Source organism: Caulobacter sp. UC70_42, from assembly GCF_044056025.1.
GTDB lineage: Bacteria > Pseudomonadota > Alphaproteobacteria > Caulobacterales > Caulobacteraceae > Caulobacter.
The window spans coordinates 4,713,455-4,733,878 of record NZ_CP171994.1 but is presented as its reverse complement, the minus strand read 5'-3'; the positions used below and the strand labels follow the sequence as shown (position 1 = coordinate 4,733,878).

Here is a 20,424-nt window from a genome sequence, read left to right as displayed (position 1 = left end):
TTCCGAAGTTCGTCGGAGTTTGCCACAAGCGCTTGCGAACTTCGGAATCGGGACACTAGCGCCGTAGCGCCGCCAAGGCCTCGGGGAAGCGCCGCGACAGCGGAGCCTCCAGGCCATCGAGCTCGACGGCGTAGTCGCCAGAGCCTTCCGGCTTTAGACCCGTCACGCGGGCCGTGTTGACCAGCCAGGACTTGTGGGTGCGCACGAAGCCCCGCGGGGCCAGTTCCTCCAGCACGGCGCTCAGCGACGAGCGCATCAGTGGTCGTCGGTCGTGGGCGAGGACGAATTCAACATAGTTGCCCGCCGAACGCACGGCCAGGATCTCGGCGACGGGAACGCGGATCAGCCGCGCGCCCGCCTGTATGTCGAACGTGGCGGGCGGGGCGGGGACATAAGCCTCCGGGGGCCTCTGGGCGCTGCGCCGCAGAGCCAGCCAGTAGATGATCGTCGCCAGGCCGTACGACATCATGTCCTTGCGGAACTCGTACGGGAACTCGGTCGAGATCGGGCCGAAGTCGTAGCCCTCGTGCAGGATCACCGCGTGACCGAGTTTGCGCAGAGCCACGAAACTGGAGACGTGCAGGACCGAATAGACGAACACGGCGACGACGTGCGCTGGGACGGCCTGCCACCAGCGCGGCTGCTTGCGCACCATCCAGAGGGCCATGGCCGCCGGAATGCCGAAGATGACCATGGTGACCAGCGCGCTGCTCACCTCCCAGATCGCCGGCCTGATCACGCCCAGTCTAGGCGCGTCGTGCTGGATGGTCAGGACGTTGACCACCGTGATCGCCGCGATCAGACAGGCTCCAAGAATCCAGGCGCGGGTTAGCCACAGGCGTTCTTCGCCGATCATCCCGAAAAGCCCGCCGCTGGTCCCTGAAGCCTTTCCGGTCGTCCCAGCCAGCGACCGCTGATCCCCGGACGCTTGGCTGGCCGGGGCGCGCTGCGTCAGGTCCTTGGCATCGCTTTTCAAGCCGGACGCCTCTTCATGACCACGACAGTCCTACCCCTCGACCGGCGCTACGACCTCGACTGGATTCGGGTCGGCGCGTTCTTCCTGCTGATCCTCTACCACACCGGCATGTTTTACGTGCCGTGGGAATGGCATGTGAAGTCGCCGCACATCGTTCGAGGGCCTGATGCCCTTCATGCTGCTGACCAATCCCTGGCGGCTGACCCTGCTGTTCCTGGTCTCGGGCGCGGCGACGCGGTTCATGGCCGACAAGACATCGGTCGGGAAACTGACCTGGGCGCGGATCGCACGGCTGCTGCCGCCGCTGCTGTTCGCCATGTTCGTGATCGTGCCACCGCAGTCCTACTACCAGGTGGTCGAGTACATCGCCTTGCATCCGAACAGCGGTCTGACGGTCCACAACTTCTGGATCCGCTACGCCACGGCCTCGGGACACTGGTGCGGGACCGACGGCGAGTGCCTGACCACACCGACCTGGAACCACATGTGGTTCGTGGCCTATCTGCTCTTCTACACCCTGGTCCTGGCCGTCATGCTGCTGGTCTGGAAGAAGGCAGGCCAGCACATCCAGAAGGCCGCCGAGTGGACGCTGAAGGGCGTGGGTCTGTTCGCCTGGCCGATCCTGTTCCTGGGGATGCTGCGCGCCACGCTCTACGCCAAGTATGGCGAGACCCACGCCCTGGTCGGCGACCACTATGTCCACGCCGTCTCGTTCAGCGCCTTCCTGCTGGGCTTCGGCCTCGCCAAGTCCGAGGTTCTGCGCGATCGCCTGACCGCCATGCGCTGGCTGGCTCTGGCGCTGGCTGTCGCCGCCTGGGCGGGCTGGAGCGTCTATGTCTGGACCTATCGCAGCGACACGGCCGTCCCGCCGCCGCAACTGAAGCTGCTGATGCGTTTCGTCTTCGCCGCCGATACCTGGTGCGCCATCGTCGCTATCCTGGGCTTCGGCGCGAAGCACCTGACCAACAAGGGCGGACCGGCGCTGCGCTACCTGACCCTGGGCGTTTTCCCGTTCTACCTGGTGCACCAGACCCTGATCGTGGTCATGGCCTACCATCTGGCGAAGCTTGGCCTGCCCCAGGGGCTGGAGGGCGCGATCCTGGTCGTGGCGACCTTCGCTGGCTGCTTCGCCACCTACGAGATCGTCCGGCGCATCCCCGGCGTGCGGATTCTGTTCGGCCTGAAAGGTCAGCCGGCTGGAGCAGAGGCCAAGCGCCCGCCGGCCTTCGCATAGGCCTGAGTGCCGCGCGTGATGACGGTGTCGCCGGGGAGGATCTCGGCGACACCGATTTCGCTGGCCCCCGCCAGGCGCTCATAAAGGGCGCTGAAGTCGCGCAGCGTCACCTCCTGCAGGGTCTGGATCGAGTCGATCACGAAATAGGCCTGCTGGAAGTCGTCGATCCGGTAATTGGTGCGCATCACACGTTCCAGGTCGAAACCGATGCGGTTGGGCGAAGGATCGTCCAGGGCGAAGATCGACTCCGCGCGCGACGAGACGATGCCGGCCCCGTAGATCCGTAGCCCAGCGGGTGTCTTCATCAGGCCAAACTCCACCGTGTACCAGTAGAGGCGGGCGAGGTTGGTCAGGCGCCCCAGTCCCACCGCGCGCTGGCCGCCTTGGCCATAGGCCTGCATGTAGTCGGCGAAGACCGGGTCGGTCAGCATCGGCACGTGGCCGAAGACATCGTGGAAGATGTCCGGCTCCTGCAGATAGTCCAACTCGTGGGGCTTGCGGATGAATTGGCCGGCCGGGAAGCGCCGATTGGCTAGGTGATCGAAGAACACGTCGTCGGGCACCAGGCCTGGCACGGCGACCACGCTCCAACCGGTCAGGCGTTGGAGTTCCTCGTTGATGCGATTGAAGTCGGGAATGCCGGTGCGGTGCAGGTCCAGCGCGTCGAGACCGCGCATGAACGCGTCGCAGGCGCGGCCGTGCAACATGTCGGCCTGGCGCTCGTACAGGGTGATCCAGACGTCGTGCTCGGCCGGGGAATAGGTTTCCCAGCCCTGATCGATCGTCCAGTCGGGGCGAGCGCCCGGGGGGCGGTCCGTTGCTAAAGCCATCTCCGCTCATGGAGAGACGCTACGCCCGGATTTTCGCAAATGCTGTTCGGAGTTTGCGCCGAAAGCGGGGTTCGGCGGAGAAACCTTGTTCTCAGTGCGAGATCCGGGGACGAAGCTTGTAAAGCCCGTGATCGAAGGACTCGAAGATCACCGCGGTCTGGGGGTGCCCTACGGGCTCGCCGCTATCGTCGGGCAGCAAGTTCTGCTCGGACACATAGGCGACGTAGCTGTTGTCCTCGTTCTCGGCCAGCAGGTGATAGAAGGGCTGGTCCTTGGTCGGCCGGATGTCTTCCGGGATGGACTGCCACCATTCCTCGGTATTGGCGAACACAGGGTCGACGTCGAACACCACGCCCCGGAACGGGAAGATGCGGTGCCTGACGACCTGTCCGATCGCGAATTTGGCGAGTCTCGAGTTCATGGCGTTAAGGATAGCCGGGCGGACCTGACTGAATCCTGAACGTAGAGGTCAGAACGCGGAACACAAGCGGGCGCCTTTCGAGAGGCGAGCGCCGTGCTATGGTCAACTCGAAGTGAGGCTTCGCGACCGTTCGCGAAGGCCTGCGAGACAGGTAGTAGAGACCATGTCGGAGGCGCCGCGCGCGCCCGGCGCGCCACACGGCCGGCGCCGGAGGTCTCAGGAGGAGTCCGTCGCTTGCTACGCGGCGCTCGACCTGGGGACCAACAACTGCCGCCTTCTGGTGGCCACGCCCACGCCGCGCGGGTTCCGCGTCGTCGAGGCCTATTCCCGCATCGTGCGTCTTGGCGAAGGGCTGTCGCAGACCGGCCAGCTGTCCGAGGCGGCCATGGAGCGCTCGCTGGCGGCCCTGAAGGTCTGCGCCGAGAAGATCCGTCGTCGCAAGGCGATCCGCGTGAAGGCCGTGGCCACCCAGGCCTGTCGGGGTGCGACCAATGGCCCCGACTTCGTCCGGCGCGTGCAGGAAGAGACCGGCCTCAAGCTGCACATCATCAGCCCGCGCGAGGAGGCCCAGCTTTCGGTCGCCGGCTGCATGAGCCTGTTCGACCGCGCACAGGACGCGGCCCTGGTGGTCGATGTCGGCGGCGGCTCGACGGAGCTGTCCTGGGTCGATCTGAAGGGCGGCGGTCTCGACGCCAAGCCGCGCCAGTTCGCCGCCTGGAAGCTGCCGATCAAGGCCTGGCTGTCGATCCCCGTCGGCGTCGTCACCCTGGCCGAGCGCTTCCCCGAGGGCGAGCGCGCCGAGGAAGGCTGGTTTCGGGCCATGGTCGAAGACGTCAAGGCCCGGATCGAGGCCTTCCCGCACGCCGAGCCGATGCGCGAGATCTTCGCGGAGGGCAGGGCGCACCTGATCGGCACGTCCGGGGCGATCACCAGCCTGGCGGGCCTGCATCTGGGCCTGCCGCGCTACGACCGCAACATCGTCGATGGCCTCTGGATGGATCGCGCCGACTGCGACGCGGCGTCCGAACGCCTGCAGGGGCTGACGGCGGCCGAGCGGGCCCTGGAGCCGTGCATCGGCGCGGATCGGGCCGATCTCGTCCTCGCCGGCGCGGCCATTCTCCAGGCCGTTCAGGAGCTGTGGCCATGTTCGCGCGTGCGTGTCGCCGACCGAGGGCTTAGAGAGGGGCTTCTGATGTCCCTGATGTCCGACCAGCAGAAGCGCCCGCGTCGGCGTCGTCGCGGCGGATCGTCCAAGAAGCCGGTAGCCGCATGAGCGATGAAGAGCCTCCCGCAAGCGCATGGTCAAGCCGCCGGCCGGAGGCACCGAAGGCGGCCGCGCCAAGCCCGCGCGCCTGAAGACCGCCTATGGTCGCACGCCCAGCCAGCAGGCCTGGCTGGAGCGCCAGATCAACGATCCGTTCTCGGCCAAGGCCCGCGCCTTGGGCTATCGCAGCCGCGCGGCCTTCAAGATCAGCGAGATCGACGACAAGTTCCGCTTCTTCCACAAGGGCGCGAAGGTCATCGACCTGGGCTGCGCGCCGGGGCGGCTGGCTGCAGATCGCCGTCGAGCGCGGGGTGACTCAACTGGCGGGAATCGATCTTCTGCCCGTCGACCCGGTGGCGCCGGCCCACATCCTGGAGATGGACTTCACCGCCGACGACGCGCCGGGCAAGCTTCTGGAGCTGCTGGACGGCCCGCCGGACATCGTGCTCTCCGACATGGCGCCCAACACCGTCGGCCACCGCGAGACCGATCACCTGCGCATCGTCGGCCTGATCGAGATCGCGGCGGAGTTCGCCATCGACGTGCTGAAGCCGGGCGGCGCTTTCGTCGCCAAGGCCTTCCAGGGCGGCGAGACCGCCGAGGTCATTGGTCGCCTCAAGCGCCACTTCGACAAGGTCCAGCACTTCAAGCCCAAGGCCAGCCGCGCCGACAGCTCGGAGGTCTTCCTGGTCGCGACGGGGTTCAAGGGACGGTGAACGGCCAGAGCGGCGTGATTGAGAAGCTGATCGCGCGGCCCTTCCGCAATCTGGGTCTGGCGGTAGTTTTCGTCCTGATCGTCGCCGCGTGCGCGATATTGGCCTACATGCGAGCGGGCTGGTCGTTCGATGAAGCCCTCTACATGGTGACCCTGACCATCTTCACGGTGGGTTATGGCGAGGTCAGGCCGATCAACACTGATTACTTGCACGGCGTCACCATGGCCACGATGGTGTTCGGATGCACCGGAAGTCATTATCGTCACCGGCGCCCTGGTTCAGGCCCTGACCCAATCGCAACTCGAACATTTCTTTGGAAAGCGCGTGGAACGCGACATCGACAAGCTGGAGGGTCACATCGTCATCTGCGGCTTCGGTCGCATTGGGCTGATGCTGGCCAGCGAACTGAGCGCCGCGGGCGAGACTTTCGTGATCGTGGAGCGCGACGAAGAGCGCTGCCGCGAGGCGAGGGCGTTGGACTTCCTCTGTCGCCACGCCGACGCCACCGACGAGGACGTGCTGCGGGCCATGCATGTGGAGCGGGCCAAGGTCCTGGCGACCGTGCTGCCCGACGACGCGGCCAACGTCTACATCACCCTGTCGGCGCGCAGCCTGAATCCAAGCTGGAGATCATCGCCCGCGGGGAGCGGCCAAGCACCGAGCGCAAGCTGATCCAGGCGGGCGCGGACAAGGTGGTTATGCCGGCCCATATCGGCGCCGAGCGGATCGCCGAGATCATCCTCTACCCCCGGCTGGCCAATTTCCTGCGCGAGGGACGGTCCGACACGCGCGCGCGCGAGGAGGACCTCGCCGCGCTCGGTCTGGACCTCAGCGTGGTCACCGCCCCGGCGTCGTTCGCGGCGCGCCGCGTAACGGTCGGCGATTTCGAACGACGGGGGGGAGGCCTGCTCGTCGTCCGCCTCGATCGAAGCGATGGCCGGGTCATCGATGGGCCAAAGCCCGACGAGGTGATTCACGCTGGCGATGGCGTGGCGGTCGTCTCGAAGCTGGGGCGGCTGGGACTGCCGACGATGGAAACCTGACATCGACGACGTCCTGGGGCGCCAGATGCCTCGTTGGGCGGGTCTGGCGCGAGGGTTCGCCCGACCTTGGAAAAAATGATCCCCATTTCGCCTTCGCGGCGGGTCGACAACGCCCGGCCTCACGGCTATATCCGCGCCGCAAAATGGAGACTCCGATGGAGATTCGCGAAGGGCTTACCTTCGACGACGTTTTGCTCGAACCCGGCCCGTCCGACGTCATGCCCACCCAGGTGACGACCGAGACCCGGTTCACGCGTGAAATCAGTCTGAACATTCCGCTTGTGTCCGCGGCCATGGACACGGTGACCGAAAGCCGCCTCGCCATCGCCATGGCGCAGGCCGGCGGTCTGGGCATCCTGCACCGCAACCTCACCAACGAGGAGCAGGCGGATCAGGTGCGCGAGGTCAAGCGCTACGAAAGCGGCATGGTCATCAATCCGCTGACCATCCATCCCGACACCACCCTGGCCGAGATCCGCGAGATCACGGCCCGCCGCAAGATCTCGGGTTTCCCCGTGGTGGAGCGCGGCACGGGCAAGCTGGTCGGCATCGTCACCAATCGCGATATGCGCTTCGAGGGCGACGCCAATGTCCCGGCCTCGGCGATCATGACCCGTGAGGGCCTGATCACGGTGGGCGAGGGCGTCGACCAGATCGAAGCGCGCGAGTTGCTTCGCAAGCACAAGATCGAACGCCTGATCGTCGTCGACGAGGCCTATCGCGCCGTCGGCCTGATCACGGTGAAGGACATCGAGAAGGCCCAGGCTCACCCCCTGGCCGCCAAGGACGACAAGGGCCGCCTGCTGGTCGGCGCGGCCTCGACCGTCGGCGACGCCGGTTTCGAGCGCTCGATGGGTCTGGTGGATGCTGGCGTCGACGTCGTCGTCATCGACACGGCCCACGGCCACTCCAGCCAGGTCGCCCAGGCTGTCAGCCGCCTGAAGCGCGAAGCCAACCGCGTCCAGATCGTCGCCGGCAACATCGCCACCTATGACGCCGCCCGCGCCCTGATCGACGCCGGCGCCGACGCGGTGAAGGTCGGTATCGGCCCCGGCTCGATCTGCACCACCCGCATCGTCGCGGGCGTGGGCGTGCCGCAGCTGACCGCCATCATGGAAGCCGTGCGCGCCGGTCGCGAGAGCAACACCCCGATCATCGCCGACGGCGGCATCAAGTACTCGGGCGATCTGGCCAAGGCCATCGCGGCCGGGGCCTCGACCGCCATGATGGGCTCCATGTTCGCCGGCACCGAAGAGGCGCCGGGCGAGGTGTTCCTGTACCAGGGCCGCTCGTACAAGAGCTATCGCGGCATGGGGTCTGTGGGCGCCATGGCTCGCGGCTCGGCCGACCGGTACTTCCAGAAGGAAGTGACGGACAGCTTCAAGCTGGTGCCGGAAGGCATCGAGGGGCAGACCCCGTTCAAGGGCCCGATCTCGCCGGTTCTGCACCAGCTGGTCGGCGGCCTTCGCGCGGCCATGGGCTATGTCGGCGCGCCGACCATCCCCGAGCTGCAGGCGCGCGCCAAGTTCGTGCGCATCACGGGCGCGGGCCTGCGTGAAAGCCACGTTCACGACGTGATGATCACGCGCGAAGCCCCGAACTATCCGAGCGCGGTCTAGGCGATGCGGATGGCCTTCGAGCTGCAGATGCTGGCGGCGGCGGTCCTGATCGGGATCGTCCACCTTTTGTGGGCGGCCGTGGCCGCCCAGCCCCAGCGCGGCTTGAAGTGGAACGCGGGTCCCCGTGACGAGCCGGTCGTGCTGACCGGCGTCGCGGGGCGTCTGGAACGCGCCTTCGCCAATTTCCGCGAGACGTTTCCGTTCTTCGCGGCCCTGGTGTTAGTCGACTATCTGGGCGGCCGCCTGGGCGAGCTCACCTCGGTGGGCGCGCTGATCTATGTGGCGGCCCGGGCCGTCTATATTCCGCTCTATGCCTTCGGCGTGCCCTATGTGCGCAGCTTGACCTGGGTCGCCTCGATGGTCGGGATCTTGATGCTGCTCGCGGCCCTGGTGGTCTGATGCGCGACGGCGGACGGGTTTCGGCGGCGATCGAGGTTTTGACCGAGATCGAGACACGGCATTTCCCCTCGAAAATGGCCTTGAAGCGCTGGGGCGAGACGGCGCGGTACGCCGGTTCGAAGGACCGCGCCTTCGTCTCGGGCCTGGTGCTGGACGCCCTGCGCCGCAAGCGTTCGCTGGGTTGGATGATGGGCGACGTTAGCGCGCGAGGCGTCGTGCTGGGCGTGCTGGCCTTCGTCTGGAACTGGACGCCGGAGCGGATCGCCGAGGCCGCCTCGGAGGAACACGGCTTCGGTGCGTTGACCGACGCCGAGCGAGAGCGCCTCGCGAACCCGGTTTCGCTGGACGGCGCCCCAGCGCCGGTCGCTGGCGACTATCCCGACTGGCTGGAGCCGCGCCTGGTCCGGGCTTTCGGCGCCGACCAGGCCGTCGAGATGCGGGCGCTGTCCGAGCGCGCGCCGGTCGACTTGCGGGTCAACACGCTGAAGACCGACGCCGAGCGCGCCGCCAAGGCCCTGGCCCCCATCCACGCCACGCCGGCGGGGATCCTGCCAAACGCCTTCCGCATCCCGCCTCCGGCCGCCGCAGACCGCACGCCATCGGTGGAAGCCGTGCCGGCCTTCTCCAAGGGCTGGTTCGAGGTGCAGGACCTGGGCTCGCAGATCGCCGCCGCCGTGGCCGGCGAGGTCAAGGGCAAGCAGGTGCTAGACTTCTGCGCCGGCGGGGGCGGCAAGACGCTCGCGCTCGCCGCCGCTATGGGCAACACCGGCCAGATCTTCGCCCACGACAGCGACGCTCGCCGCCTGGCCGACTGTATCCGGCGCGGCCAGAGGGCAGGGGTCCGCAACCTGCAGATCCGCTCGCCGATCGAAGCCACGCCGTTGAAGGGCCTGGAAGGCAAGATCGACGTTGTGTTCGTCGACGCCCCCTGCACCGGCGCTGGCACCTGGCGTCGCCATCCCGACGCCAAGTGGCGCCTGTCGCCGGACCAGCTGGCCAAGCGCCAGATCGAGCAGGACAGCGTGCTGGAGGACGCCTCGACCTTCGTGAAGGCTGGCGGCCGCATGGTGTACGTGACCTGCTCGCTGCTGACCGATGAGAACGAGGACCGCGTCGCCGGATTCCTCGAGCGCCACCCGGAATTCACCGTAAAGCCGATCGCTCTGGAGGGCGTCGAGCACGTCACGCCCGAAGGCTATCTGCGCCTGACTCCTTACCGCGCCGGAACGGACGGCTTCTTCGCCGCCGTGCTGGAGCGATCCTCGTATACGCCCTGATCCGCCCGATAGACCGCTGGAGACCCGCCGATGACCACCGAAACCCACCACCAGCGCGTCCTGATCGTCGACTTCGGCAGCCAGGTGACCCAGCTGATCGCGCGCCGGGTGCGCGAGGCCGGCGTCTATTGCGAGATCCATCCGTTCGACAAGGCCGAGGATCTGGTCGACGGCTACAAGCCGTCGGCCATCATCCTGTCGGGCGGCCCCGCCAGCGTGCTGGAGGATGACAGCCCCCGCATCGGCAAGAAACTCTTCGAGCTGGGCGTGCCGCTCATGGCGGTCTGCTACGGCCAGCAGTTGCTGTGCGACGTGATGGGCGGCCGGGTCGAGGGCGGACATGCCGGCGAGTTCGGCCGCGCCGAACTGACCATCGGCAAGGTCAGCCCGCTATTCCAGGGTCTGGCCGACATCGGCGGGCTGGAAACCGTCTGGATGAGCCATGGCGACCGTGTCACCGCCATCCCCGAAGGTTTCGAGGTCATCGCCACCTCGACCGGCGCGCCATTCGCGGCGATCGCCAATGACGAGAAGAAGATCTACGCCGTGCAGTTCCACCCCGAGGTGGTCCACACGGTCAACGGCGCCAAGATCTACCGCAACTTCCTGTTCAACATCGCCGGCCTTAAGGGCGACTGGACCATGGCGGCCTTCCGTCAGGAGATGGTCCAGAAGATCCGCGACCAGGTCGGGACCGGCAAGGTGATCTGCGGCCTGTCGGGCGGCGTCGACAGCTCGGTGGCCGCCGTCCTGATCCACGAGGCGATCGGCGACCAGCTGACCTGCGTGTTCGTCGACACGGGCCTCTTGCGCAAGAACGAGGCCGAGCAGGTCGTGACGCTCTTCCGCGACCATTACAACATCCCGCTGGTCCACGTGGACGCCGGCGAGCTGTTCCTGGGCGAACTGGCCGGCGTCACTGACCCGGAGACCAAGCGCAAAACCATCGGCCGTCTGTTCATCGACGTCTTCGACAAGGAAGCCGCCAAGATCGACGGCGCACAGTTCCTGGCCCAGGGCACGCTCTATCCTGATGTCGTCGAAAGCGTCTCGGCCCGGGGCGGCCCCTCGGCGGTGATCAAGAGCCACCACAATGTTGGGGGCCTGCCGGACTACATGAAGCTGAAGCTGGTCGAGCCGCTGCGCGAGCTGTTCAAGGACGAGGTTCGCGCCCTGGGCGTCGAGCTGGGTCTGGCCCCGGCCTTCGTGGGGCGCCATCCGTTCCCCGGTCCGGGCCTGGCCATCCGCATCCCCGGCGAGATCACGCCCGAGAAGGTCAAGGTCCTGCAGGACGCCGACGCCATCTATCTGGAGGAGATCCGCAACGCCGGTCTCTACGACCAGATCTGGCAGGCCTTCGCCGTGCTGCTGCCGGTGAAGACCGTCGGCGTCATGGGCGACGCCCGCACCTATGAGAACGTCCTGGCCCTGCGCGCCGTCACCTCGACCGATGGCATGACCGCCGACTTTTTCGAATTCCCCTGGCCGATCCTGGGCAAGACCGCCACGCGGATCATCAATGAAGTCCGAGGCGTCAACCGGGTGGTCTACGACGTGACCAGCAAGCCGCCCGGCACGATTGAGTGGGAATGATTCAGGGCCTTTCGGGGACCTTCGCGGACCATCGCGAATATCGGTTAAGTCATTGAAATAATAAGTGTTCTGGCTCTCTAACGATCGGCGACGATCGAGGGGAGCCAGTTCAAATTTCGTGCGATTGACGGTACGCCCGCGACCTTGCTCGCGAGGGCGAGCGGCTGATACCGTCAGGCAAGTCAGGCCTGACGGTATTTTTTCTCACATCAAGCCCCTGAATTTCCTCAGAAAAGGCGCTCCCGACATGCCGTTTTTGGCGTGACGGTATTTTGCGGCCTTTTCGTCGGTTTTCGGGGCAAGAAGGAGGCCGTTCATGCTCACCGATGCCGCACTCAAGTTTTTGAAACCAAAGAAGAAACCGTACAAGGTCGCGGACCGTGACGGTATTTACGTCGTGGTCTCTCCCGCCGGCTCCATCACCTTCCGGCTCGACTACCGGATCAACAACCGCCGGGAGACCCTGACGCTAGGTCGCTACGGGCGCGATGGCGTCAGTCTGCTCAAAGCGCGCGAGCTTGGGATGGAAGCTCGGCGCAGGGTGCGAGAAGGGGTCTCGCCGGCGATCGAAAAGCAGCGTGACAAGGCGCGCATCAAGGCGGCCAAGACCTTCGCCGATTTCGGGCGCAAGTGGATCGAGGAAGGCCGCATGGCCGACAGCACTCGCGCGATGCGCCGCGCGATCTACGAGCGCGACGTCGAGCCGGCCTTCAAGAACCGGATGCTGTCCGAGATCGAACCGGGCGATGTTCGCGCGCTCTGCCAACTGGTGAAGGATCGCGGGGCGCCCGCGACCGCCATCCACATCCGAGATCAGATCAACCTGATCTTCGCCTTCGCGCGCCTGCACGGCGAGAAGGTGGAAAACCCCGCCAAGGACGTTAGCCCGTCGTCGATCTGGTCTTTCACGCCGCGCGAGCGTGCGTTGTCGCCTAAGGAGATCCGGCTGCTCTATCCGCTCCTTGAGCAGGTCCCGACCTTGCCGACGATCCGGCTTGGCATGAAGCTCATCCTGCTGACCCTGGTGCGCAAGAGCGAGCTGCAGGACGCCACCTGGGACGAGGTCGACTTCGTCAACGCGATCTGGAGCATTCCCGCTGCCCGGATGAAGGCCAGCCGGGCCCACAACATCTACCTGTCGACCCAGGCCCTCGACATCATGATCGCGCTGAAGACCTGCGCAGGCAACTCGCCGTACCTTCTGCCTTCGCGCTATGAGGCCGATCAGCCCATGTCGCGGGCTACGTTCAACCGCGTGACCATGAGCATTGCCGAGCGGGCCAAGGCGCAGGGGCTCCCGCTCGCGCCGTTCACGGTCCACGACCTGCGCCGGACGGGCTCGACCCTGCTCAACGAGATCGGGTTCGAAAGCGACTGGATCGAGAAGTGCCTGGCCCACGTCGATCGGCGAACCTCCCGTCGCGTCTACAATGTCGCCGAGTACGCCCAGCAGCGCCGGCACATGCTTCAGGAGTGGGCGGACATGATCGACGCCTGGGTGCGGGGCGAGCGGCATGTCCCGACCTTGAAACCGGCGGACATTCAGGGGGTCACCCTGGATCCACGGGCCTGAACGCCGCCCGCGACCCTCTCGGTGTAAACGAGACGCTCTACCGGCTGATCAACCGGCTCGGCGCCGACCGTTCAGTAGGGCAGTCAGGTCCAGGTCGGCGCACGCCCGCCACGACGGTGACCCCTTCGGCGGCCTCGCCACCGCGCCGGGTCAGGACTGCGCTCCGGCCTGGCCCCAGCCCGAGGCGTCATCCCCGAGAGCTGTCGTGCCGTGCTGCTCGACTATCGGTTCCTGACCGGTCGGGTCTTGCGGTCGCGGACATCGGGCAGGGGCGCGCGCTCTTGGATCCCTTCCTGAGCTTGCCGCTTGCGCTCGGCCAGCCAGGTCTCGACCTCCGCCAGATCCCAGACGACGCAGCGGCGGGTCAGGGCGAAGCGGCGGGGGAATTCGCCGCGCCGCTCCATCTCGTAGATGGTCGTGTCGGCCAGCGGGACGATCTTGTGGAGCTGGGCGCGGCGGATCGCACGCAGGGGCGGTCCGTCGGCGGTCCGGGCTTTGTCAGGGGATGGCGTTTGGGTCATGGCGTCCTCACGCCGTGACCCTGCTGCGCCGCCGATAGAGCGCGCAACCGACAAGCGGCCATCGGCGCGGGCCGGAAATCAAAGGCAACAAGACGGCGGGGCGGCGCGACCGCGGTCCGTTCGGGACCTGGCTCGCGCCGCCGTATCGTCAGCCGTTGACGGCGTCCTTCAGCTGCTTGGCGGCCGTGAAGGCGACCTTCTTGCTGGCGGCGATCTCGATCGTGCCGCCCGTGGCCGGGTTGCGGCCGGTGCGCGCTGGCTTGGCCTGGACCTTGAACTTGCCAAAGCCCGGGATCGAGACTTCCTCGCCCTTCACGGCGGCGTCGGTCAGCGCCTTGAAGACGCCGTCGATCATGGCCTTGGCCTGGGTCTTGGTGAGCTTGGGCTCGGCGGCCACGGCGGCGTCGACGAGGTCTGAAACGTTCATGGAAAAGCTCCTGCGGTATTGGGCCGGCCAAACTGGCCGCGCGGCGCTGGCTTGTCATCCCTGTATTGGACGCGCCCGCGGGGGCGGCGACTGGCGCTCAGCCTCAGTCCTGGCCCAATGGGCGTCCGCCGTAGATCGCGGCCGGATCGGCGCCGTCGCGGATCGCGATGCGATTGCGAATGCCCTGGGCCATCTTCTCGTCGAGCTTGGGCGCGTTCCAGCGGGTCGCGCCGCCCAGCTGGATCGGCTGGTCGGGGAAGCTGAGGAAGGTGAAGACGCGATTGGTCACCTCGATCATCCAGGCCTTCATCTCGGCGTCGGAAATTCGCGAGGCTTCAAGATAGGGGATCTCGCCCGTCGGGGTGACGATCTTCACGTCGCTGAAGTCGCCGGCGGGGCTGAGCACCTCGCGGCCGGCGTGCCAATCCTCGATCTTGGTGTTGCGCACGCAGGTCTCCACAAGGGCCAGCGTCGCGCGGGCCAGGGCCCGGCGTTCGGTTTCAGTCCACGGAGCCTCGGTCATGCGCGATCCTCTTCAGGGACGATCTGTTGTCCGCCAGGGCCGATCGGAGGTCAAAGGTCGCGACAGGGTTGGGCGCCTCGCGCGGAACACGCGCGACTGGGCCTACGTCGCCATGCGCGGCGCGAATGGTCGCCGACGAGCCCCTCCGGGTCTCGTCCCATGCGGGTGACGATCCCCGGGCGCGGACTTCAGGCCTGGATCGGTTGGAAGTTGCCGGGGTCCAGGCCTTCGCGGATGCCGCGCACATAGAGGCCCTCGGCGTGATGACGCGCGAAATCCTCCACCTCGTAGACCTGGCCGTTGAAGATCCCCAGGTGCGGAAGGTCGGGGCCGGTGCGCATCACCGGCTGGCCTGGCTCGAAGGCGTGCTCGATCATAAGAGGTCTCCCGTCTTGGTCGCCGGCACTGTCGGGGCGGCGGCGGCGCGGTTCAAAACACGTGTTCGTCAGCGGCGTTGGCGCGAGTTCGCGCGGGCGTGGGCACGGTGCGGAACGTCACCGAGTAGCGCAGGGCCTCTACCGGCGGGATGCTATGCTGCCATTGGCTGCGCGAGGGTCCGCTCATCAGATAGGCCGAGCGCGGCTCAGCCTCGATCGAGGCCCGGTCCCAGGCTTGGCCTGACCGACGACGCAAGCGGAAGGTGCAGGGCGACAGCAGCGAGACCCCGGCGATGGCGATGGCCGGCGGCCGGTCGCGATGCCAGCCGATCCCCGCGCCTGGCGCGTATTCGGTGACCAGGGCGTGGGCGAAGGTGTTGCGAGCAAATCCGGTGAAGGCCGCGACTTTGTCCAGCAGCGGAGCGAGGAAATCGGGCAGGGGCTCGCCGGTCTCCACCAGCGCGCCGTCCGGTCCGCGTCGCCAGCCAAACCCAGCGACCCGCCTATGGCCCAGATAGCCTTTGTGCTCGTAGGGCTGGAAATCCAGGTCCGCGAACCGCGCGACCAAGGCTTGCTCCTCGGCCGGGGTGATCAACTCGGTCTGGTGACGAAAACCCTCCGGCAGGGGCGTCTTGGGGGCGATCGGCAGGTCAAAGAGACTGGGCTGGAAATCGATTGCGCGGGACGAGCGGGCGGTCACAGGCCGACCTGTTCGGGCAGAACCCCGGCGTCGAGCAGCATCGTCACCAGATGAGCTCGCTGTGCCGCAGGCGCGTCGGCTTGAGCATCCTGATAGCCGCCCTGCATCAGGCGCAGGATCGGCCAATGACCGCCGCAGCCGCGCTGGGGCCAGAACACTCCGGCCTGGACCTGGGCGATGGTACGGGCCAGGCGCTTGCGCAGGGGCTGGCCGAGAAACTCGCGACGTCCCCAGGTCCGCTCCATGCCGCAGTACTGGCAACGGAACTGGACGTCCCAGCCACGCTCCAGGCAATCGACCAGGCGCGTGGCGGCCATGGCCGGCTGCAATCGGGCGGCCTTGCGCCGGTCGCTCTCGCTAGGTTCAGGCATCGGCCGGCGGCTCCACCTGCCGCACCGCTCGCCACCACGGCCATTGGTGGCCGCCGCCGCGCTCGGTTTTCTCGACCTCGAACCAGGCCACGTCGCCGTCGAAGTCCGGCACATGTTGCGGATCGACATAGTCGGCGCGGCTGCTGAGGCCCCGATCCGTGTGCAGGAGGAAATGTAGCGTGCGACGGGTTTGCGTCGAACCATAGCCCTCGGTGACCGCGATCCGCGTCAAGCGGGCGATGATCTTCTGATAGACCCGCGGCGGTCGCGGGACGTGTGGGCGCGCGCGCGGATCGGCGCGTTTGGGCGGCATGATAGGGCTCCAGATGTTCCCTAATTGTTCTCATTTATCCTGGGCGGGAGTCAATCATCCGCAGGTTGGCCGGGCGCTGTTCAAGCTGTCGCTGACGCTACGTCGTTGGAATAAGCGACACGGCCCCGATATTAGTCGGAAGGGGGCAGACAGATCATCATGGCCAAGAACGAAGACATGGCCGCCGATCCGTTTTTCGGCGGCCTGGAGAATACCGAGTGGAACGCCTGCATTGGCACGCAGGCCACCGAGGAGAACTACGTCGACGGCTACATCGAAGCCGCGATCGAACTGGCGAGCGCGGTGATCGACAAGAACCTCGTCGGCAGCCGCGACACCCTGGCGATGCCAATCCTCTACAACGCGCGCCACGGTCTGGAACTGTCGCTCAAATACGCGATCGGCCAGCTGGTGGACCAAGGCGTTTTGCCGTCCAGACACGAGGTGAACCATGATGTGATGTCCCACTGGCGGTTGCTGGACCGGGCCCAACTGGGCGACGAGGCCCTATGCAAGATCGTGCGGGCTCTTGGGCCGTTCGTGACCAGCCTGGCGCAGATCGACGACGACGGGCAGGCGCTGCGCTACCCGGAGGATCGGGAGGGCAACAAAAGCCTGGAGGACCGCTCGCTCGCTAACATCGTCCGGATGCGCAACGGCGTGACGATCATGGGCAAAATCCTTGAGCAGATGAAGTACCGGATCAAGGACCTCGGTGAGGAGCGGGCGACTGGCAGTTATACGGCCGAGTGTTCTCGCAAGGACCTGCTGGCGATCGCCGACATGCTTCCGCCCGCCAGTGAGTGGGGAGAGGCGCCGTTCCTGGTCGCCAAGGCCGCGGTGATGGAGCGTTTCTCGATCGGCAGCCGTAAGTTTTCCGCCGCCGCCGACGTGATCAAGAAAAGCCCGGAGATGCGCCTGAAGATCGGACTTCAAAGCGATCTGGCCTATCTGACCGACGCCCACGCGGTGTTCGCTATCGAGCAGTGGGCGCTACGCCATCCGCCGAAGGCGCCTGGTAACCCGCTGGGCCTGGATTATTTCGCCAGTCGTGCTCAGCTGAGGACGATGCTGGACAGGACGGACGTGGCCGGACCGGTGAATGACGCGATCATCGCGACACTGTCGCCAGATGAGATCGCCGACCTAGCGACGATTTTCCAGATCGGCCGGGAAAAGTGGTTCGGGGAGCACTACGCCGAAGATTTGGAGCGCACGCGAAACGCCACGCCCTGGGCGACAGCCTCTGGGAGCCGGTGAACTATCTCACCGAAAAGACCAATCTTCGCGACGCGGTCGTTCGCGGCATGACCATTCTGGGGCGACCAGACTTGGCGGCGAAGATTGCGGCCATTCCGCAATGACGACGCCTTGGTACGGCTGGCGCGCCGGCCGCGCCGCCTAGGGCGAGCAGGGCACGACCGCGGCGACGCGCCTGCAGCCAATCATCTCAAGCGCAAGGGTGGACCCTTGGCCGGCGCCTTGCAGACCCATAGGTCTAACGGCGGTCAGGGCGCTTCCAGGCGACCTCGATCTGGCCCGCGTCGAACAGCACTTCCTCGGCGATCTCGCCCAGCACCATTTCGATGGTGTCCGTGCACCGTTCGGTGTCGGCCAGGACGTCGAGCGCGCTGAACGAAATGACCTTGATGCCGCGCGCCAAGAGCGCGTTCTCGGCCTGCACTTTCTCTGGAAGGCGCTCGCCCGGCCGGTGAATATCGATGAACACCGCCAACTGCTTGGCGACATTGTCGAAGCGGGTCTCAAATCCGATCGTCGGGCGCGCGGCCTGGAAGTCGGGGCGAAAAGCGAAGGTCGTGTGCCAGCCGCTCTTTGGCCGCTGAGACCAATCATCGTAAAGCTGGGTCCACTGATAGCCGTCGCTGACGTGGATCATGTGCGCCAAGATCAGCATTTCGGCTGGTGTGGCGTCGTCGCGCAGCGCGCGCGCAAAGTCGTCCTCGTGTCGCGCGACCTCGTCATCGCCCAAGAGCTGGAAGCGGCGCGTGGCCGCCTCGCGAATGTCGGCGGGGGTCGAGTCGGGCCCGATCGGCGTGGGAAGCCGCCAGGGCTCAAGCTTGCGCTCGATCGCCGCCAGCACAAGACGAAGGAGGGGCGGGGGTTGGCGTCGACCAGCTTCCCAATCTTCGATGGTGCGCACCGCGCCGCCGATCCTATCGGCGAGGTCCAGACGGCTCAACTGGTGCGCTTCCCGAAAGGCTTTCACGTCGTCGCCGGTGATTTCGTCCACCATGTATGCCTCCACGCATAGTGTATTGTGACCACGCATTGCGTGGAGTGTCCATGCCTTCGTAAGGCTCTCGTTGGGACGTTGAGGATTGCTGGCGAGACGCCATCGTCACGGCGGGCCGCTGGCCCGCTTAAGGCCATCGCGCTGCGCGCGATGACTCTCTTGAAGATCCTTTCTCCAAAAAGGGGTGTGGGCGACGCGCCCTTCTAGGCCCGCCACGGACGGCGGCAACCGGCCTTCGGCCGGTCCTCCACTGCGTTGCGGCCCTTCGGGTGCCGCCGCCCGCTGCGGCGGGCCTCTCCGGTCGCTCATCGCCGCCCACCCCCCTTTCCGGCGAAAGGACGCGGGGTTTTGGGGCGGGGATGGAGGCCACCTCATGCGCTCTTCCCGGAAAGGCCGTCAGGGAACGGTCAAGCTTGCGTCAAGGACGTCCGCCGTCGGTTCGGCGGCCCGGCCGGGGGGCGCTGCCCCGGCCTGCGGCGGGGAGGGGGACGGTTCGTCCGACCCGGATGAAACCCGCCGAGCGGGCGAGCCGGAGCGTTCGCGCGCCAGCCTCTATGACGAAGTCACCGGCCGGATCATCGGCGAACTGGAGGCCGGGCGCCTGCCCTGGGTCAAGCCGTGGGGCAAGGTCGGCGGGACCGGGCCGGGCCTGCCGCGCAACGCGACCACGGGGCGCAGCTATTCGGGGGTGAATATCCTGCTCTTGTGGGGCGCGGTCATCGAGCATGGCTACGAAACCCAAGGCTGGCTGACCTTCCGCCAAGCCCAGAAGGCGGGGGGACAGGTGCGGCGGGGCGAACGCGGGACCACCGTGGTTTTCGCCGACAAGTTCACCCCCAAGGCCGAGCAGGAACGAGCCGCGCGCGACGGCGACGCGCCCGGCGCCGTGCCCTTCCTCAAGCGCTTCACCGTCTTCAATGTCGATCAATGCGAGGGCCTGGAGACCTTGGCGGCGGCGCCCGCGCCCTTGCCCGAGCGTCAGGTCATCCCCCACGTCGAGGCCTTGATCGCCGCGACACGGGCGGATTTCCGGATCGGCGGCCATGAGGCCTATTACGCCCCGGCCCTGGACTATGTCCGCGTGCCGCCGCAACCGGCCTTCCGCCAGCAGATCGACTATTACCGCACCGCCCTGCATGAGCTGTCGCACTGGACGGGCCATCCCTCGCGCCTGAACCGCGACCAGTCGGGGCGCTTCGGGTCCAAGCCCTACGGTTTCGAGGAACTGGTCGCCGAACTGTCGGCCGCCTTCGCCTGCGCCGCCCTGGGCGTGGTCCCCACCGTGCGCCATGCCGACTACCTGGGCGCATGGCTGGCGATCCTGAAGGAGGACAACCGCGCGATCTTCCGCGCCGCCTCAAAAGCCAGCAAGGCGGCCGACTACCTGCTGGCCTTCGCCCCCGACCGGGCGGGCGAGGGCCAAGGCAGGGATGAGGGCGAGGCGCGGGACACCGCGCCGGTTTCGGAGGTCGCGGCATGAAAACGCCGCTGATCCCCGACGCGGTCATGGCCCAGCTGATCGCCAATGGCGCGGCCGAGGAGGAACGCGACCCGGTCCCGCCGCTCAAGCTCTTCAACCCGGTTGGACCGGGGCGCTGGCTGATCACCGAGATCATGGCCGACGCCGACACCCTGTTTGGCCTGTGCGACCTGGACCAGGGCTTTCCCGAGCTGGGCTACGTCAGTCTCGACGAGATCGAGGCCGTCGCCCTGCCGCACGGCTTTCGGATCGAGCGCGACCGTTTCTTTGTCGGTCGCGTCCCGCTGTCGATGTGGGCGCAGCTTGCCCGTCGCCTGGGCTCGATTTTCGCGGCCGAGGGCATGGTCCGCCTGATGTCCCATCACGCCAAGGACGGCCCGTCCTGAACCGGTTTTCGCCCTTCCGCGCGCCGGGTCCGCCCGGCGTCGGACGACCGCGCCGATCCCGGCGCATCCCCGGTCCCGCCCTTCGCCTTGGACAGCATCACGGGCGGGACCGGTTCACCCCTGAAAA

Annotated in this window: 20 protein-coding genes and 3 pseudogenes; 12 read left to right on the top strand and 11 right to left on the bottom strand. The window is 66.8% G+C overall.

Annotated elements, in window-relative coordinates; translation table 11 throughout:
• Positions 1-55 precede the first annotated feature (55 nt).
• On the bottom strand, positions 56-856 hold the full coding sequence (locus ACHMW8_RS23830) for a LytTR family DNA-binding domain-containing protein (RefSeq protein ID WP_395443980.1): 801 nt from the start codon (positions 854-856) through the stop codon (positions 56-58).
• Between the two features lie 286 nt (positions 857-1,142).
• Here ACHMW8_RS23830 and ACHMW8_RS23825 point away from each other — a divergent pair, with 286 nt between their 5' ends.
• Entirely contained in the window at positions 1,143-2,210 is a 1,068-nt protein-coding gene (locus ACHMW8_RS23825; RefSeq protein ID WP_395443979.1) for an acyltransferase family protein, read from the top strand.
• Here the strand turns inward: ACHMW8_RS23825 and phhA are convergent.
• A pseudogene (gene phhA, locus ACHMW8_RS23820) lies at positions 2,165-3,050 on the bottom strand (phenylalanine 4-monooxygenase). The gene ACHMW8_RS23825 and the pseudogene phhA overlap by 46 nt on opposite strands.
• 81 nt (positions 3,051-3,131) lie before the next feature.
• Positions 3,132-3,461 carry a heat shock protein HspQ gene (gene hspQ, locus ACHMW8_RS23815; protein WP_125157501.1) on the bottom strand — a complete coding sequence of 110 codons (330 nt, stop codon included), beginning with the start codon at positions 3,459-3,461 and terminating at the stop codon, positions 3,132-3,134.
• Positions 3,462-3,624: 163 nt separating this feature from the next.
• Here hspQ and ACHMW8_RS23810 point away from each other — a divergent pair, with 163 nt between their 5' ends.
• From ACHMW8_RS23810 to ACHMW8_RS23775, 8 genes and pseudogenes are all read left to right on the top strand, one after another.
• A complete protein-coding gene (locus ACHMW8_RS23810; protein WP_395443978.1) occupies positions 3,625-4,734 on the top strand; it encodes a Ppx/GppA phosphatase family protein in 1,110 nt (369 codons plus the stop codon).
• Positions 4,731-5,441: pseudogene (locus ACHMW8_RS23805) on the top strand (RlmE family RNA methyltransferase). Before ACHMW8_RS23810 ends, ACHMW8_RS23805 begins: the two are co-directional and overlap by 4 nt.
• Positions 5,438-6,484, top strand: a pseudogene (locus ACHMW8_RS23800) (potassium channel family protein). The pseudogenes ACHMW8_RS23805 and ACHMW8_RS23800 overlap by 4 nt, the downstream one beginning before the upstream one ends.
• 155 nt (positions 6,485-6,639) lie before the next feature.
• Positions 6,640-8,103 carry an IMP dehydrogenase gene (gene guaB, locus ACHMW8_RS23795; RefSeq protein WP_125157505.1) on the top strand — a complete coding sequence of 488 codons (1,464 nt, stop codon included), beginning with the start codon at positions 6,640-6,642 and terminating at the stop codon, positions 8,101-8,103.
• A gap of 3 nt (positions 8,104-8,106) precedes the next feature.
• On the top strand, positions 8,107-8,502 hold the full coding sequence (locus ACHMW8_RS23790; protein WP_125157506.1) for an MAPEG family protein: 396 nt from the start codon (positions 8,107-8,109) through the stop codon (positions 8,500-8,502).
• The gene (locus ACHMW8_RS23785) at positions 8,502-9,779 is read left to right on the top strand and encodes an RsmB/NOP family class I SAM-dependent RNA methyltransferase (protein WP_395443977.1); all 1,278 of its coding nucleotides are present in this window, start codon (positions 8,502-8,504) and stop codon (positions 9,777-9,779) included. The genes ACHMW8_RS23790 and ACHMW8_RS23785 overlap by 1 nt, the downstream gene beginning before the upstream one ends.
• Positions 9,780-9,809: 30 nt before the next feature.
• Positions 9,810-11,372 carry a glutamine-hydrolyzing GMP synthase gene (guaA, locus tag ACHMW8_RS23780; protein WP_125157508.1) on the top strand — a complete coding sequence of 521 codons (1,563 nt, stop codon included), beginning with the start codon at positions 9,810-9,812 and terminating at the stop codon, positions 11,370-11,372.
• Between the two features lie 316 nt (positions 11,373-11,688).
• Entirely contained in the window at positions 11,689-12,945 is a 1,257-nt protein-coding gene (locus ACHMW8_RS23775) for a tyrosine-type recombinase/integrase (protein WP_395443976.1), read from the top strand.
• 221 nt (positions 12,946-13,166) lie between these two features.
• Here ACHMW8_RS23775 and ACHMW8_RS23770 read toward each other — a convergent pair whose 3' ends face one another.
• From ACHMW8_RS23770 to ACHMW8_RS23740, 7 genes are all read right to left on the bottom strand, one after another.
• On the bottom strand, positions 13,167-13,466 hold the full coding sequence (locus ACHMW8_RS23770) for a helix-turn-helix transcriptional regulator (RefSeq protein WP_395443975.1): 300 nt from the start codon (positions 13,464-13,466) through the stop codon (positions 13,167-13,169).
• 148 nt (positions 13,467-13,614) lie between these two features.
• Complete coding sequence (locus ACHMW8_RS23765) at positions 13,615-13,893, bottom strand: HU family DNA-binding protein (RefSeq protein ID WP_096054003.1); 279 nt, start codon at positions 13,891-13,893, stop codon at positions 13,615-13,617.
• Between the two features lie 103 nt (positions 13,894-13,996).
• On the bottom strand, positions 13,997-14,416 hold the full coding sequence (locus ACHMW8_RS23760; protein WP_395443974.1) for a hypothetical protein: 420 nt from the start codon (positions 14,414-14,416) through the stop codon (positions 13,997-13,999).
• Positions 14,417-14,604: 188 nt separating this feature from the next.
• Positions 14,605-14,793, bottom strand: coding sequence for a hypothetical protein (locus ACHMW8_RS23755; RefSeq protein WP_395443973.1), 189 nt, complete (start codon positions 14,791-14,793; stop codon positions 14,605-14,607).
• A 52-nt stretch (positions 14,794-14,845) separates the two neighbouring features.
• Entirely contained in the window at positions 14,846-15,493 is a 648-nt protein-coding gene (locus ACHMW8_RS23750; protein WP_395443972.1) for an alpha-ketoglutarate-dependent dioxygenase AlkB, read from the bottom strand.
• Positions 15,490-15,864, bottom strand: a complete 375-nt coding sequence (locus ACHMW8_RS23745; RefSeq protein WP_395443971.1) for a hypothetical protein — start codon at positions 15,862-15,864, stop codon at positions 15,490-15,492. The genes ACHMW8_RS23750 and ACHMW8_RS23745 overlap by 4 nt, the downstream gene beginning before the upstream one ends.
• Positions 15,857-16,177 (bottom strand): hypothetical protein, encoded by a 321-nt coding sequence (locus ACHMW8_RS23740; protein WP_395443970.1) that lies wholly within the window; start codon positions 16,175-16,177, stop codon positions 15,857-15,859. Before ACHMW8_RS23740 ends, ACHMW8_RS23745 begins: the two co-directional genes overlap by 8 nt.
• Before the next feature lie 159 nt (positions 16,178-16,336).
• Between ACHMW8_RS23740 and ACHMW8_RS23735 the strand changes: the two genes are divergently transcribed.
• Positions 16,337-17,437 (top strand): hypothetical protein, encoded by a 1,101-nt coding sequence (locus tag ACHMW8_RS23735; RefSeq protein ID WP_395443969.1) that lies wholly within the window; start codon positions 16,337-16,339, stop codon positions 17,435-17,437.
• A gap of 238 nt (positions 17,438-17,675) precedes the next feature.
• Here ACHMW8_RS23735 and ACHMW8_RS23730 read toward each other — a convergent pair whose 3' ends face one another.
• On the bottom strand, positions 17,676-18,431 hold the full coding sequence (locus ACHMW8_RS23730) for a DNA-binding transcriptional regulator (protein ID WP_096054009.1): 756 nt from the start codon (positions 18,429-18,431) through the stop codon (positions 17,676-17,678).
• 373 nt (positions 18,432-18,804) lie between these two features.
• Between ACHMW8_RS23730 and ACHMW8_RS23725 the strand changes: the two genes are divergently transcribed.
• Together ACHMW8_RS23725 and ACHMW8_RS23720 are read left to right on the top strand one after the other, a co-directional pair.
• Positions 18,805-19,911 (top strand): ArdC family protein, encoded by a 1,107-nt coding sequence (locus ACHMW8_RS23725; protein ID WP_395443968.1) that lies wholly within the window; start codon positions 18,805-18,807, stop codon positions 19,909-19,911.
• Positions 19,908-20,297, top strand: a complete 390-nt coding sequence (locus ACHMW8_RS23720; RefSeq protein ID WP_395443967.1) for a DUF2958 domain-containing protein — start codon at positions 19,908-19,910, stop codon at positions 20,295-20,297. The genes ACHMW8_RS23725 and ACHMW8_RS23720 overlap by 4 nt, the downstream gene beginning before the upstream one ends.
• Positions 20,298-20,424 lie beyond the last annotated feature (127 nt).